Raw genomic sequence first — 15,197 nt, forward strand, 5'->3', positions numbered from 1 at the left:
AAACTTTGTTCCTGTGGCACGGATGCGAACCAACGACCGGCGATAAACAGGGCAGGCGGATGAACCGCCGCCATGGCCAGGGAAGGACACCGAAAATGGCGCATGCGAAACGGTTGCGGACAGGGGTGGCGCTGCTTGCCCTGTTGACGGGGGCCTTGCCTGTGGCGGGGGCGGACGCGCCCCATGGGCTGCTGTTCCAGGTCACGGGCGAGAAGGGGCTGGTGGCCGACCGTGCCGTGGGCGACGCGCGCCCCACCTTCGCTGATAAGGTGGCTGTGGTCCCGCAGGGCGGCGCGTCTGGTGCCTATCTCCAGGCCGCCGATGATCAGGTCCTGGCCTGGGCAGCCCCCGGCAATATCCGGGCGCAGCGCGGCACGCTCAGCTTCTTCTGGCGGTCCCGCTATCCCGTTGGTAGCAATCAGTTTCCGCTGTTCCGCGTGTCGTTCGCCAATCACAGCAGCTGGGACATGGTGTTCCTGCGCCTGGACTGGAACGGCAGGGGTTTTGACGGATTCGTGACGGATACGAATCTGGCACGCGTGCGGGTTTCATGGGAAATGTCCGCCGCCCCGGCGCCCGACGCCTGGACCCATATCGCGTTTGCCTGGGACGAAGCGACGGGGGTGCAGCTTTACGTCAATGGTGCCCTGGTGGCCCGCAAGGATCAGCCGGCCTCCCTGGATGCCAGCCTGGATCAGTTCGGGCCGCACAGCCGCATCATCAGCCCGATCCAGGTGCAAAGCCGCTATAATTTCCTGCGTGGCGGCGACATCGACGATATCCGCATTCATGACCGTGCCCTGGATGCAACATCCATCAAGACCCTGGCCCAGGGTGGGGAACCGGTGTCAATGCCGGTGCCGCCAGATGGCTGGTCCGCGTGGGCGCATCGCAACGGCTTTGACCGTCCTGACGATCCGCCGCCCTATCTGGCCGATGCCAGCACACGCATCCGCAAGGTGGAATTTACCGAACAGCGCGATATCGCGCAGCGCATGTGGAAGGGCAATGATGGTATCCGGGAAACCACCTGGCCCGGTGTCTATAACCGTTCCCGTCTGGCCGGCCGCCACGATTATTTCACCCTGCCGGACTGGAACGTCTATTCGATGGGTGGCAAGTCCGGCACATGGTTCCTGCCCGACGAACCGTTCAATCAGGTCGAAATTCAGGGTGCGGCCCATGGCAAGCTGGGCTGGGTGAAGGGGGTCACCGTCCCCAAAGGAAATGGTCAGATCACCACGGATGGCGACCTGCTTGCCAAACGCCGCGCAGGTACCGAACGCAGCACCACCCGTCTGAAGCAGGAGGCGGCGGGCGGTGCCCTGCGCTTCGTGAACGACGTACAGGAAACGCCGATTCAGGAGATCGGTGCCTATCATGTCGGCCCTGGCGCCGCACCCGCGGGCCTGGGTGATTTCCATTTCAACCTGCGTCTGGCGGCGGAACCGGATTTCACAGCCATCCTGCCGCTGCGTCGTTTCATTGAAGGCCGCTATCCGGAGGGGGAACGCGACGTGATCGTCGCTATTCCCGATGGCGGCGTGCCGACCCGCAAACGTGTGACACCGCCGGCGACGAAGGGCCGGCCCGTGGCCCATATCGCCATTCCCATGGATTTCCGCCGGCAGGAGCCGGGTTTGCCCCTGTACCGCGCCAGCACGGAGGGGTTTGAAAATATCGGCGGTCTGGATGGGATTGAACTGGTGATCCCGGCACTGGACGTGAAGCCGACGCACAAGGGCGGACTGGTCGCCCTGAATATCCGGGTCAAAGACCCGCTGACGCCCGAACGTGACCTGATGGATGTCAATGTTGCGGTCAAGCCGGGGGAGGCACGGACCCTGTGGCTGGATACGCGTGACCGCATCCTGCCGTCCGACAGGCCGCTATACCTGACCATCGCCTCGTCTGCGCCGGACTTTTCGGTCGCGAAGCTGGATGGAGCCGCCCTGCGGCTGGTGTTCAAGACCAAGGCGGAGGCCAAGGACGAGCATGCGTTCGACCGTGAACGCCAGATTCAGGACAATTACGGCTTCCTGGTGGAGGAACGGCAAAGCAGCCGGAATCTTGGCCTGTTCCAACGCTTTTATGAGGATGTAACCGACCTTCTGCGCATTGATCCCGACAACAAGGTCGGGAATGGCTATTGGTCGGAATGGAACCCGCAGCAGCCGCTGCCGCCCGTCGATCTGGAGTCAGCGCCGCCGGGTGTGCCCGCCTGGGCCTGGGGCCAGACACGATATCTGGCACAGGTCCGGTCCTTCGTGAACTGGTGGATCGACCACCGGCAGGTGGAGGGAGAATTCGGCGGTGGCCTGTCGGATGATACCGACCTGACGAACCAATGGCCGGGCCTAGCTCTGATGGGCGTGGACCGGGAGAAGCTGACCAAGTCTCTGTCCGACATGATTGAGGCGGTGCATGCCAATGGCATGCTGACCAGCGGTCTGGGCACCATCGTCACCGATGAACTGCATGTCTATGAGGAAGGGATCAACGCGCAGTCGCAGATGTCCCTGCTGACCCCCGGCGATCCACAGGCGGTGGAACGGCTGATGGAGACGGCGGCCAACTTCCCGGACCTGACGGCGGTCAATCCAAAGGGCAACCGCCTGCTGGTCTCCAACTATTTCGGGGCCGGGCACATCGTCAAGGAAGCGCCATGGCAATGGTCGAAGCCCTATTCGTACCTGATCTTCCATCCCGGTATCCGGCTGGTGGAGATCAATGGCGATCCCGCGACCCGCAAGCTGCTGCTGGAACTGGCCGATGGCTATCTGGCCCATGGCAAGCAGGCCGCTGACGGCACCTGGACCTTCCCGTCGGAGATCAACTGGCCAGACGGCGCCACGCGGGGCACTGCCGGGCCGGAACAGACCAATCTGTTGATGTGGGCGGCGTATCGCTGGACGGGTGATGCCAAATATCTTCGGCCCATCGAACAGGTGCTGCGTAAGGGCGGGCTGTCGGCGCTGGCCGGTATCGTCAGCAGCGATCTGGCCATCGATCTGAAGCGCACCGAACTGCGTGCCGCCGTTCTGGAGCAGGCAAAGGCTGACCGCTATGCCAGCCCGTACACCTACCACACGGCCTGGGTCGCGACTGACGACAAGGCTTGGCTGGTCAAGCAGTACGACAATCAGCGGCAGTTCGCGGCGTTGCGTATGGAGATGATGACCGCCGATCATTGGTGGACCGACCGTGTCGAACTGCCAACCCAGGAACTGCAGCGTCAGCGTCTGGGCGGTGTTGCGCTCTATCGTAACGCCATTGTGCGCGGCAACCGCATCGAATGGGATTTCGATGACAAGGATGGGGCGGAAAAGGTCGCCATCCTGGTGAAGGAGCCGACCCGGACCGGACTCCGTGTTCTGGCCCATAACCTGTCCGACAGGCCGGTCACCGCCCGCATCATCGGTGCCGATGTCGCCACCGGCGATTGGGCGCTGGCCGAAGGTATTGATGCCGACGGCGATGACAAGGCGGAGAGCAGCGCCAGCCGCAAGATCGCCTTTGGCGAAGGACAGGCGGTTTCGGTCACGCTGACGCCCGGCCGGACCAGCGTGTTCGATTTCGCCCTGTCAGGGACTGAACAGGATCTGACCCAGCGCCCGGACCTTGCCATCGCGGCACGCGACGTGGTGCAGGTGAAGGGCAGGGTGGACGTGACCGTCCATAATATTGGTTCGGTGCCGGCCCCCACGGGCCGTGTCCGGTTGCTGGCCGCCGATGGCTCCGTCCTGGCAGCGGTGCCGCTGTCGTCCATCGCGGCACCGCTGGACCTGAAGCCCAAGATCGCGAAGGTTACCTTGAAGGCTCCGCCGGCGGCGGTGTCGGTGGATGTCCTGTTGGATGGCGGGGCCGTTGAAGCACGCGCCAACAATAATAAGGTGATGCTCCGCTAAGGTGCCGGGGGTGGCCCTTATCCGTTGGACTTGTCACCCCCACAACAATCGGATTGGACGCACTGCGTGGCGGGTCTATAGGCTGGGGCCTGGATATCCGCCACCGGTGCCTTCATGCCCGTCAATCTCGCTCTGTTTTTCTGTTCCGTCCTGATCTGGGGCTCGACCTGGTACGCCATCACGTTCCAGTTGGGGGCGGTGCATCCGGCGGTGTCGGTGGCCTACCGGTTCCTGCTGGCGGGTGGCGTGCTGCTGGGTTGGCTGGCGCTGCGCCGGCAACCGATCCTGCCGAAGCGGGGCGGGTGGGGCCTGATTTTGGGCGCGGGGCTGCTGAACTTCTCCCTGAACTATTTCATGGTCTATAAGGCCACCGCACTGTTGCCGTCGGGTCTGGTGGCCGTGGCGGGGTCGGTTCTGTCCTTGATGAATGTCGTCAATGCCCGGCTGTTCCTGGGGCAGCCGATGCGGCCCGCCGTCCTGGCCGGTGGCTTCATGGGTGTGGTGGGGGTGCTGCTGCTGTTTACGCCGGAACTGGATGGCGGGGTGCTGACCGGTGGGGCGTTGATCGGATTCGGCCTGATGATGGTGTCGAACTACTCTGCTTCGCTGGGCAACATGGTCGTCTCCAAGACGCGCAAGGCGGAAATGCCGCTGATCGGCACCACGGCCTGGTCGATGCTGGTCGGTGCCGGCATCATGGTGGTCGTGGCCCTGGTGCAAGGCGCCAGCTTCGCCATTGTGCCGTCGGCCCCCTATTTCCTGTCACTGGCCTACCTGGCGCTGTTCGGCTCCATCGCGGCTTTCCTGTGCTATTTCACTCTGCTGGGCCGTATCGGGCCGGGCCGGTCGGGCTATGTCGCCATCATGACGCCGGTTGTCGCCCTGATCGTTTCGACCATGTTCGAGGATTATCACTGGACGCCCGCCGGCATTGCCGGCCTGCTTCTGGCCGTTCTGGGCAATCTTCTGGTCATGGCACCGGCCTCATTGGGGGCCCTTCTGCGCCGTCAGCCGGCCTGATCGGCAGAAGATTGGGGCCATGCGCACTTTGCGCGTGTTGGGATGCTTGCCCCCATGCTTTCGGTGGTGTATTCCCACCGCTGAATTGGCGGAGCGTAGCGCAGCCTGGTAGCGCGGCTGGTTTGGGTCCAGCAGGCCGGAGGTTCGAATCCTCTCGCTCCGACCATTTCCCTTACGGTTCAACCATCAGGTCACAGGGTTCGCCATGAAGGTCCGGATTTACCAGCCGTCCAAGACCACCATGCAGTCCGGCCGCGGCAAGGTCGGTGACTGGGTGCTGGAATATGAACTGGCGACTCCGCGCCGCCCGGAGCCCATGATGGGCTGGACCAGCTCCGGCGACACACTGAACCAGGTACGCGTCAAGTTCCCGACCAAGGAGGCAGCATTGGCCTTCGTCGCCAAGAAGGGCTGGGACGCCGATGTCGCCGAATGGCAGGAACGCCGGGTGATCCCCAAGAATTACGCGGATAATTTCCGTACCGACCGTCCGCGCATCGGCCGGTTCTGATCCTTTCCCCTATCCGGCCCCATAGCTCAGCTGGATAGAGCACTCGCCTTCTAAGCGAGCGGTCGCAGGTTCGAATCCTGCTGGGGTCGCCAAACATCTGGTCCAAAGGGCCGCCCGTCCGGTGTGACGGGCGGCCCTTTTTGTTTCCGGAGCGGCGCTGAACGAACCCGTTCCAGGCGGCAAAAGCCGCCGCCGCGTTGCCATCCTGGCCTGTTTCCGGAGCCCGGCAGGAAATGCCTGCCTAGGCAAAAATCGCCCAGAGCCCCCGTCCAGACCGGCCCCAAGGCGGCAAGAATGCGCCGTTTCAGGCTCTGCGCACCCTGCAATATACCTCTAAAGTATAGGTCTTCCGGCTTCTGCGAACTTGGCACGCTTCCTGCTTATCCCCTGTCGAACCCAATCGTGTTCACCCTCAGGAGGAAGAGACCGAAGCTCTGGACAAGGCGTTGAGCGAGTAGCGGTGCAGACCAGCCTTTAAGGCGTAAGCCAAGCAAGCCTGATACCGCGATCAGCAAAACGGATTGCCCGATCCGATAAGAAACTGCCGGTCATGCACTGCACCCGGCGTCTTCCACGGGTTACGGCGACGTCCTTCCTGACAAGTCCACGAGATCGATTTGGGCCGAAACGGCCCCTCTCACGGCTCAAAAGGAGATATACCATGTCGACCAGTGACGTTCAGTTGACCGCAGGAATGCGCAACAACCTGCTGCTGCTCCAGAAGACCAACAAGCAGGTGGAAAGCATCCAGAACCGTCTGTCCACGGGCAACAAGATCAATTCCGCCCTTGACGGTCCCACCAACTTCTTCGCGGCCAAGGGCCTCAGCGTTCGTGCCACCGACCTGTCCAAGCTGAAGGAAAGCATGGGTCAGTCGATCAGCACGATCCAGGCTGGCGACAAGGGTATCACGGCCATTGAGAGCCTGATCGAACAGGCGAAGGGCTTGACCACCACGGCATACGGCAATCTGGGTACCGACGCTGCCAGCGTCGCCACCCGTAAGTCGCTGGCCGATCAGTTCAACCGCCTGAAGGACCAGATCGACAAGATCGCCCGTGACAGCGGCTATCAGGGCAAGAACCTGCTGGTCGGCAACGGCCTGACGCTGGACAGCACGGCCGGCAGCCGTGCCAACGTGAACTCCATTGAGGGTATGTCGAACAGCCGCGTGACCAACGTGGTCAGCGCCGACACCTACTCCATCCGCGTCACCGGCACCGGTGCTATCAGCGCCGATCTGGAGGATATTGCCAAGGCCGAAACCGCACGCGGTATCGCGTCGCTGAAGGTCTCGGGTACCATCTCTGCCACCGCCGGCAACTTCGCCGATGTCAGCATCGAAATGCGTGGCAATGTGGGCCGCGAGCGTACCCTGGTGATCACCGAGGGTGCTGAAAGCCGCACGGTGAAGTTCTTTGACAATACACAGGCTGCTGTGGCCAGCACCGTAACGGCCGGTACCTCCGGCACGGCGCAGGTGTCGAAGGTGACCATCAGCGGCTCGATCGAAGAAGGCGATACCTTCACGGCAACCGTCAACGGTAAGGCCTACAGCTATAAGGTCACGGCTGACGATCTGGTCACTAGCGCTGGCGTCACGCGTAACCCTGCCGAGCTGCGCCAGCAGGTGGCCTCAAAGCTGGCTGGCGAAGTTGCCAAGAGCACTGATTTTGGTGGTGACGGCACCACTGCGGCAAGCGATCCGCTTCCGACAACCTTGGGAACTGCCGACAATACGGGGGCCCGTTTCAACATTGCTTACGGCAGTACCAATGGCACCCCCAACGATTATTTCGAAATCCAGTCGGACCTGACCACCGGCACGGGCGTCTCCTTCAACCTGGGTGCTACCTCCACCAACACCCTTGATAAGGCGGTTTCGATCTCCTTCTCCTCGGGCACTGTGGTTACCTTCACGGTTGACCGCACAGCCTTGGACAACCTGGGCACCAGCGGTAACGGCACCTCGACGGTTGAGAAGAATGTCGATCTGACCGTGTCGGCGACCAACCTGAACGGCGTCACTATCGAGCGTTCGGCGGCCAACGCCCGTGGTTCGGGAAAGCTCTCGGACGGTGAGAATTCGCTGGCATTCGACAGCGGTACGGTCCGCTTCGAAGTTGACAGCGCCACCCTGAAGCAGGCTGCTTCGGCCCAGCGGTCGAACAACCTGATCACGGTTCAGCGTACCGATGCCAACACCGAGAACGACCTGACGGTGCAGTTCAACGAGGCTAACACCTCCACCATCTCGGTCGTGTCCCAGAACATCCAGACGGACGGTCAGGGCCTGCGCCTCGACTATGCCCAGAACAACTTCCTGGATCGCGCTGACATTGACAAGGCCGTGTCCAGCCTGGACTTCGCCACGGCGAAACTCCGGTCAACCTCTCAGGCCCTGTCGACAAACCTGAACATCATCCAGACGCGTGAGAACTTCACCAGTGAGTTCTCCAACGTCCTGACAGAGGGTTCGAACAAACTGGTCCAGGCCGACCAGAACGAGGAAGGTGCGAACCTGCTGCTGTTGCAGACCCGTCAGCAGCTGGGCACCATCTCCCTCTCGCTGGCCAACCAGGCCCAGCAGGCGATCCTGCGTCTCTTCTAAGAGACCGGGTTGGAGTGAAAAGAGGGCGGCGGCCGCAGGGTCGTCGCCCTTTCTTTATGCGATGCAGATATCAAGGAACATTACAAAAGAATTTAAGGTAAATTCGTTGGAATAATGCAAAGCCAATCTCTCATTGCCCATCGCAAGGCAATAGGGTACAGCCGATCACATGCGCTTCGTGATCCGCATCCTGATCTGGTCATTGGTGGTGGGGTTGGTGCTGGCCTGGCTTGGCTGGACGCCAGCCGAGCTTATTGGCTGGCTTTGGCACCTGCTGGGCCATCTGCCGGCCTGGGTGCTTGGCGTTGCGGACTGGGCTTGGCCCTACGTGAAGCAGGGCGCCGTCATTGTGGTGCCGCTGGCTTTGATCGGTCTGGTGCTGGAACTGCGCCGCCGCCGCCGGCCCGATAGCCGCCGCGTCGATTGACCGCTTAGCGTGGTGGGCCGACCGTCAGTTGGGCAGGCCGCGTTTCTCTGCCGCGGCGACGTGGACCAGCCGGGCCGCCTTGTTGAAATTCATGGTGATCATCAGCGTGGCGCGGCCACGGATCAGATGGACATTCTTTTCCGCATCCACCGGCAGCGGCACCTTGCGGGCCATGCAATGGGAGATCAAGGCGGCCTGCAACTCGTTCTCCGGAACCGTAACGGTTTCGCGGCCCTGGTCATAACTCAGGGTGCAGGTGACGCCCTCGTCGCCGCTATCCATCCGAAGCCCGCTAATCTGGCCCAGCGGCAGCTCTTCCTTGAGGCGGCGCTTGCGATCCAGCACGGCCACGAGAACCTCGCGGTCGGTGAACAGAATGCAGCGTAGTTCCTTCATGGGGCAACGTCCGGTAGCAAGATCAGGAAGTCACCTTACGCCGATCCATTCGCATGGCCCAGCCCGGAACCTATGAACTTTTGGATGGTGCGCGCCGCGTTGGCATTCAAAAGCCGGGTGTCTGGCCCTTGTTCCCATAAAGCGCCTCCGGTGACAGCAGCACCGGGTCGGTGATAGTCAGGCCCTCGGTGTCGGCGCGGCGGTAGAAGCAGGACCGGCGGCCGGTGTGACAGGCGGGGCCCTGCTGATCGACACGCAGCAGGATCGTATCGCCATCGCAATCAACCCGCCATTCGATCAGCATCTGCACCTGACCGGAGCTTTCACCCTTGCGCCAGAAATTCTGGCGCGAGCGGGACCAGTAGCAGACGCGGCCTGTGCGCAGGGTCTCCGCGATGCTGTCGCGGTTCATCCAGGCCATCATCAGCACTTCGCCGCTGTCATGCTGCTGGGCGATGGCGGGGACCAGACCGTCAGCATCAAACTTAACGGCGGCGATCGCGGCCTCAATGCTGGCATCGGGCAGGGGAAAGGTGCTCATCATGCCTCCAGCGCCGCCTTCAGGCGGGCGAAGCCCGCGTCCAGATCGGCGATCAGATCATCCACATCCTCCAGCCCGATATGCAGCCGGACCAGTTCCCCGCCCGTCCAGGAGACGGCGGTGCGGATGGAGGTGGGATTTGAGGGCAGGATCAGGCTTTCAAAGCCGCCCCAGCTATAGCCCATACCGAAATGCGCCATGCCATCAACCATGGCGGCCATCGCCTTGCGCGGGGTGGGGGCCATTTCAAAGGCGAACAGGCCACAGGCGCCGGTAAAGTCGCGCTTCCAAAGGTCGTGGCCGGGGCAGGCGGGCAATGCTGGGTGACGCACCCGCGTCACCTCTGGCCTGGTTTCCAACCACTGCGCCACTTTCAGGCCGGACTCGTGATGACGGCGCATGCGCACGGGCAGGCTGCGCAGGCCACGCAGCCCCAGGAACAGCTCATCGGCAGACGCGCAGGCACCCAGTTCCACCGCCGTCTTTTTCAGCCGCAGCCAGTGATCCTGCCGCGCACAGACGGCGACACCCAGGCTGGCATCGGAATGGCCGCCCACATATTTGGTTGCCGACTGGATGGAGACATGAACGCCATGCTTCAACGGCTTGAACAGCAGGCCCGCCGCCCAGGTATTGTCGATCATCACGACAATGTCGGCATTGGCGGCGGTGACAGCGGCACTGATGGCCGGCACGTCCTGCACCTCGAAGGTCAGCGATCCCGGCGATTCCAGGAACACGATCTTCGTGGTCGGGCGCAGAAGGCTGGTGATGCCGGCACCAATGCCAGGATCGAAATATTCCACCGTCACGCCGGACCGCGACAGGATGCCATTGGCGAAGTTGCGCGTAGGGGCATAGGCGGTGTCAGCAATCAGCACATGGTCGCCATGGCGGGTGAATGCCAGAAGACTGCTGGTGATGGCCTGCAAGCCCGACGCATAGGACACGGCGGCGTGGCCTTCCTCCAGCTCCGTCATCGCGGCTTCGAAAGCATGGCTGGACGGGTTGCCTGTACGGCCATAGCGCACGGTGCGTAGGGCCGGATCATAGGCGTCCAGTTCCGCTAGCGTCGGGAACAGCACCGTTGAGGCACGAAAGGGCGGGATATTCACGGCCCCGCCAAACTTCTCCGGTGCGCGGCCCGCGTGGATCAGGCGTGTATTCTCGGCGAACGGCTGGTCGCGGTCATGCGTGCTCATGCGGGAGTGGCCTTTGACGGGGGCAACTGCGGGGCGGGCAGGGGGATATGGGACCCGGCGGTCAGCGGTATCAGGCCCGCCAGACGCGGATCGGGATCAAAGCGCACTTCCTGGCCGACAGGGCGGAAGCCCGCCTTTTGATAGGTCATCAGGGCGCGCGGATGGTCCAGGTCGCAGGTATTGACGGTCACCTTCTCCACCCCGGCCCCGTTCCATGCCGCCTCGACCGCCCAATCCAGCAGCCAGGGACCGATGCCCTTGCCGATGAATTCGGGGATCAGGCCCAGATATTGGATTTCGCAAGCCCCCGGATTGGTGCGGCTCAATTCCACATAGCCGGCGGGAACCCCGCTGATATACGCGACATAGATTTCCACCCGCTCATCGGCCAGGATGGCGCGCAGCTCGTCCGCCGGCATGGCCCGGCGGAACCACCAGAGCCATTCCTCGCCCACAGTGTCATAGAGGTATCGGTAGAAGGAGAAGGTGCAGTTCTCCGCCCGCAGCAGCGACAGCCCATGCGGATGCGGCCGTTGCCGGCGCATCGGCTTGGCCGTCATCTCCAGATAGGTCACCGTGACCTTGATATGGCCCGGCGGCGGGGTGGGGAGGCTGTCGGTCATGCCTGCTTCTCCTTTGATCAGCCCACAATAACGCCTGTGATGCTCTGATCGACCCCGCGTCCGTCAATCCTCCCCTTACACTTCAAGGGGTTGACAGCTCAAGCCGCAGGGCCGGTCGCCACCGGCAGATCGCTGCGCCCGCCCCATTCGGTCCACGACCCGTCATAAAGCGCCACATTGTCGACGCCCAGGCGGTAAAGCCCCAGCGTCAGGACGGCGGCCGTAACGCCGCTGCCGCAAGACGTCGTGATGGGCTTGGACAGGTCGATGCCGGCCCGTGAGAACCGGTCGCCCAGGGCGTCGCCGGTCAGCATCAGTTTGGTTTCCGGGTCCAGGATGTCGCCGAAGGGCAGGTTGCGGGCACCGGGGATATGGCCGCCACGCAGACCGGCGCGCGGTTCCGGCGTGGTCCCCTCAAACCGGCCAGCGGCACGGGCGTCCAGAACCTGTTCGGCACCGATTTCCAGATTGGCCCGCATATCCTCCACCGACCTCACAAGATGGGCGCGGTAATGCGGGGTGAACTTGCCCTGCGCAGGGGCCGTCAGCGGTCCTGTTTCTACCGGGCCGCCGATATTGATCCAGCCCGGCAGCCCACCATCCAGCACGAAAACATTGTCATGGCCAAACACGCGGAACATCCACCAGGCGCGTGCAGCACTGGACAGGCCCGTCACATCATAGACGACGACGATACTGTCTGACCCGACGCCCAGCGCCTCCACCGACGCCTTGAAGCTTTCCGGAGTGGGCAACATGTGGGGAAGGGGGCTGTTGGGATCGGAAATAGCGTCAATGTCAAAGAACTGCGCCCCGGGGATACGCTTGGTCACGCATTCCGCCTTCGGGTCGCGCTGGGCTGCCGGCATATGCCAGGACGCATCCAGAAGGCGGAGCTTCGGATTGCGCAGTTCCGTTTCCAGCCACAGCGGGGAAACCAACGGGTCCGTCATCGCACGCTCTCCGATCCTGGAATAATGTCAAACGAGTATCTGTTCAGCCCTTGGTAGCGCGTGTCTTCGGCTTGTTCAATGAAGCTGCCGCCAGGATCAGGGCCTTGAAGGCCTCGGTATCAATCGTGCTATCCCGGAGCAGATCCAGGGCGCGGCGGGCATTGCCATCCAGGCTGGCATTGAACAGCCCGGCCGGGTCCTCCACCGACGCGCCCTTGGCAAAGGTCAGCTTGACCTTGTCCTTGTAGGTCTCACCGGTGCAGATGATGCCATGGCGCTCCCAGACCGGAACGCCACCCCATTTCACCATTTCCACCACATCGGGCAGCGCTTCATGGATCAAGGCGCGCATGCGGGCCAGGGTTTCACCCCGCCAATCGCCCAGTTCGGCGATGCGCGCGTCGATCTGCTGGGTGGTGTTGGGGGCTTCGGTCATGATGGAGCCCTCAGTCACGCAGCGCCAGCTGCACGCGCCGGTTCTGCTTGCCCTTGTTTTCGATCTTCACAATCGTGATGCCGCCAATTTCGCCCGTCCGTGCCACATGGGTGCCGCCGCAGGGTTGCAGGTCAATGATGGCGTCGTCAGTGCCGATCTGAAGCAGGCGGACCGAGCCGGACCCGGTGGGCGGCTTCACCGACATGGTGCGGACCAGATCGGGCGTGGCTTCCAGTTCCGCATCCGTGATGGTGCGTTCGCGGACGGGGTGGTTGGCGGCGATCAACTCATTCACCGCCGTCTCAATCTGTTCCTTGTCCAGGCTGGCCGACGGCACATCGAAATCCAGGCGCGAGCGGTCGGCCCCCACCTGTCCGCCTGTCACGGCGCCCGGCACCACCGCGCACAGCAGGTGCAAGGTAGTGTGCATGCGCATGTGGCGGTAGCGGCGCTCCCAGTCGATCTTCTGCGTCACGCGCGCACCTGCGGGTGGCAAGACTGCGTCGGGGGTGGGAATGTGCAAGACTTGGTCGCCGCGTTCCACCAGCGCCTCGGCCTTGCGCGCATCAATGATGGCGGTGCTGCCGCCGTCCCAGGTCAGGCTGCCCGTATCACCTGGCTGCCCGCCGCCATTGGGGTAGAAAAGCGTGCGGTCCAGAAGGATGCCTTCCGGCCCCGCTGCCACTACTACCGCGTCAGCTTCAACCTGGTACGGATCGTCACGGAACAGCAGGGTCATGGGCATCCACCTTCAATTCATTCAAGCCAAGTTGGCACCGGCAGACCTTTTTCGCGCAGGAAGGCGGGATTGAACAGCTTCGATTGATAGCGTGAGCCGCCATCGCACAGGATGGTCACAACCGTGTGGCCCGGCCCCAGTGCCTTGGCGACCTTGATGGCGGCACCAACATTGATGCCGCTGGACCCGCCCAGCACCAGACCCTCGTTCTTCAGCAGGTCGAAAACGATGGGCAGTGCCTCCTCATCCGTCACCTGAACGGCGTCGTCGATGGGTGCATCGACCAGATTAGCCGTGACTCGGCCCTGACCGATGCCTTCGGTGATGGAATTGCCCTCGGACTTCAGTTCGCCGGTCTTCTTCCAGCTGAACAGGGCCGATCCCATCGGGTCGGCCAGCACGATCTTCACATCCGGTTTGCGTTCCTTCAGCGCCAGTGCGATGCCGGCCAGGGTGCCGCCGGTGCCGGTGGCGCAAGTGAAGGCGTCGACCTTGCCGCCCAGTTGTTCGAAAATCTCCGGCCCCGTGGTCCGGCGATGGCCCTCACGATTGGCGAGATTGTCGAACTGGTTGGCCCAGATGGCGCCGTTCGGCTCCGTAGCGGCCAGTTCCTCAGCAATGCGGCGGGATACATGCACGTAATTGCCCGGATCCTTGAAGGGCACGGCAGGCACCAGCCGCAGATCAGCCCCGCACAGGCGCAGCATGTCCTTCTTTTCCTGGCTCTGCGTTTCCGGCATCACGATGACGGTACGGAAACCCAGGGCATTGCCGACAAGGGCCAGGCCGATGCCAGTATTGCCGGCGGTCCCCTCCACAATCGTGCCGCCGGGGCGCAACTGCCCGCGCTCAATCGCGTCCTGTACGATGGCCAGGGCGGCGCGGTCCTTCACCGACCCGCCGGGGTTCAGGAATTCGGCCTTGCCATAAATATTGCAACCCGTGAGGTCCGACGGGCCCTTCAGGCGGATCAGGGGGGTGCGACCGATGCTGTCCAGGAATCCGGTGCGTACATCCACGGTAAATAACCTTGGTTCATGTGTGAAACTTAGGATCAAATATGGCCGCGCGGCTGCGGAATTACCAGGGGTGGTTCCGCACCGCAGATTATCGGTTGTTGCAATGCGGGGTGTAGAATTCCTTAAACCACACCGGCCTAGCGCCTCAACGCCTCGCGGTGGCGTGCGAACCAGGACAGGCCCAGAAGGGTGAAGCCGCTGGGTACACGGTTTTCATCCATCAGGGCGATGGCCCTCTCGGCGGGGACCAGATGAACGCGGATATCCTCTACCTCTTCCTCCACCCCATGAATGCCGCCAATGCCGGTGCTGTCGACCAGGCCCGCGAATATCTCCACAATCTCGGTGCAGCCACCGGGGCTGGGCAGCATGGAATAGATAAGCCGCACATTATAAGGCACGCAGCCCGCTTCCTCCTGCGCCTCGCGCACGGCGACGTCTGCCGCATTCTCTCCGGGCTTCACCATGCCGGCCACGAATTCCAGCATCCAGGGATTAACCCCGGCGGCAAAGGCACCCACCCGGAATTGTTCCACCATGACCAGAAGATCGGCTTTCGGATCGTACAGTACGATGGCAACCGCATAGCTGCGGTAGCAGACATCCCGTTCGATCATGGGCGTCATCCCGCCCGCGAACCGTTCATGACGCAGCCTCATGACGGAAAAATCCATGAACCCCCGGTGCCGGAAGTCATTCTCCGTCATCTCCACGCGCGTGGGGCTGTCCTGGCCGGGCAGGGGCGGGTGGTTGGGAAGGCGGGTCATGAAGCATCCATCGGTTGGTAAATCACTTGCGCCGGCCCATGGCC

The 15,197-nt window shown here is 62.8% G+C and carries 14 protein-coding genes and 2 tRNA genes; 7 read left to right on the forward strand and 9 right to left on the reverse strand.

Annotated features, from left to right (window positions below):
* Window positions 1-95 precede the first annotated feature (95 nt).
* From C0V82_RS03200 to C0V82_RS03230, 7 genes are all read left to right on the forward strand, one after another.
* Complete coding sequence (locus C0V82_RS03200; protein ID WP_158659703.1) at window positions 96-3,908, forward strand: LamG-like jellyroll fold domain-containing protein; 3,813 nt, start codon at window positions 96-98, stop codon at window positions 3,906-3,908.
* 114 nt (window positions 3,909-4,022) lie between these two features.
* Entirely contained in the window at window positions 4,023-4,928 is a 906-nt protein-coding gene (locus C0V82_RS03205; protein ID WP_102111094.1) for a DMT family transporter, read from the forward strand.
* Window positions 4,929-5,017: 89 nt separating this feature from the next.
* Window positions 5,018-5,094 (forward strand) — tRNA-Pro (locus tag C0V82_RS03210).
* A 39-nt stretch (window positions 5,095-5,133) separates the two neighbouring features.
* Window positions 5,134-5,439 carry an ETC complex I subunit gene (locus C0V82_RS03215; protein WP_054169523.1) on the forward strand — a complete coding sequence of 102 codons (306 nt, stop codon included), beginning with the start codon at window positions 5,134-5,136 and terminating at the stop codon, window positions 5,437-5,439.
* 15 nt (window positions 5,440-5,454) lie between these two features.
* A tRNA-Arg gene (locus C0V82_RS03220) sits at window positions 5,455-5,531 on the forward strand.
* Window positions 5,532-6,100: 569 nt separating this feature from the next.
* Entirely contained in the window at window positions 6,101-8,050 is a 1,950-nt protein-coding gene (locus tag C0V82_RS03225) for a flagellin N-terminal helical domain-containing protein (RefSeq protein WP_102111095.1), read from the forward strand.
* 169 nt (window positions 8,051-8,219) lie between these two features.
* Complete coding sequence (locus C0V82_RS03230; RefSeq protein ID WP_102111096.1) at window positions 8,220-8,477, forward strand: hypothetical protein; 258 nt, start codon at window positions 8,220-8,222, stop codon at window positions 8,475-8,477.
* 24 nt (window positions 8,478-8,501) lie between these two features.
* Here the strand turns inward: C0V82_RS03230 and C0V82_RS03235 are convergent, their stop codons facing one another.
* The 9 genes from C0V82_RS03235 to C0V82_RS03275 form a co-directional block, all read right to left on the reverse strand.
* A complete protein-coding gene (locus C0V82_RS03235) occupies window positions 8,502-8,873 on the reverse strand; it encodes a hypothetical protein (RefSeq protein WP_102111097.1) in 372 nt (123 codons plus the stop codon).
* A gap of 106 nt (window positions 8,874-8,979) precedes the next feature.
* The gene (gene hisI / locus C0V82_RS03240; protein WP_199772490.1) at window positions 8,980-9,414 is read right to left on the reverse strand and encodes a phosphoribosyl-AMP cyclohydrolase; all 435 of its coding nucleotides are present in this window, start codon (window positions 9,412-9,414) and stop codon (window positions 8,980-8,982) included.
* Entirely contained in the window at window positions 9,414-10,616 is a 1,203-nt protein-coding gene (gene metC / locus C0V82_RS03245; protein WP_102111099.1) for a cystathionine beta-lyase, read from the reverse strand. The genes hisI and metC overlap by 1 nt, the downstream gene beginning before the upstream one ends.
* Window positions 10,613-11,239 carry a GNAT family N-acetyltransferase gene (locus C0V82_RS03250; protein ID WP_102111100.1) on the reverse strand — a complete coding sequence of 209 codons (627 nt, stop codon included), beginning with the start codon at window positions 11,237-11,239 and terminating at the stop codon, window positions 10,613-10,615. The genes metC and C0V82_RS03250 overlap by 4 nt, the downstream gene beginning before the upstream one ends.
* A 98-nt stretch (window positions 11,240-11,337) precedes the next feature.
* A complete protein-coding gene (gene sseA / locus C0V82_RS03255; protein WP_102111101.1) occupies window positions 11,338-12,192 on the reverse strand; it encodes a 3-mercaptopyruvate sulfurtransferase in 855 nt (284 codons plus the stop codon).
* A gap of 43 nt (window positions 12,193-12,235) precedes the next feature.
* Window positions 12,236-12,628, reverse strand: coding sequence for a DUF1801 domain-containing protein (locus C0V82_RS03260; protein ID WP_102111102.1), 393 nt, complete (start codon window positions 12,626-12,628; stop codon window positions 12,236-12,238).
* A 10-nt stretch (window positions 12,629-12,638) separates the two neighbouring features.
* Window positions 12,639-13,367, reverse strand: a complete 729-nt coding sequence (locus C0V82_RS03265) for an alanyl-tRNA editing protein (RefSeq protein ID WP_102113202.1) — start codon at window positions 13,365-13,367, stop codon at window positions 12,639-12,641.
* 17 nt (window positions 13,368-13,384) lie between these two features.
* Window positions 13,385-14,386, reverse strand: a complete 1,002-nt coding sequence (locus tag C0V82_RS03270) for a cysteine synthase A (RefSeq protein WP_102111103.1) — start codon at window positions 14,384-14,386, stop codon at window positions 13,385-13,387.
* Between the two features lie 137 nt (window positions 14,387-14,523).
* Window positions 14,524-15,153: an NUDIX domain-containing protein gene (locus C0V82_RS03275; RefSeq protein ID WP_102111104.1), complete on the reverse strand. Its 630-nt coding sequence runs from the start codon at window positions 15,151-15,153 to the stop codon at window positions 14,524-14,526.
* Window positions 15,154-15,197: the final 44 nt, after the last annotated feature.

It is taken from the genome of Niveispirillum cyanobacteriorum, assembly GCF_002868735.1.
Lineage (GTDB): Bacteria > Pseudomonadota > Alphaproteobacteria > Azospirillales > Azospirillaceae > Niveispirillum > Niveispirillum cyanobacteriorum.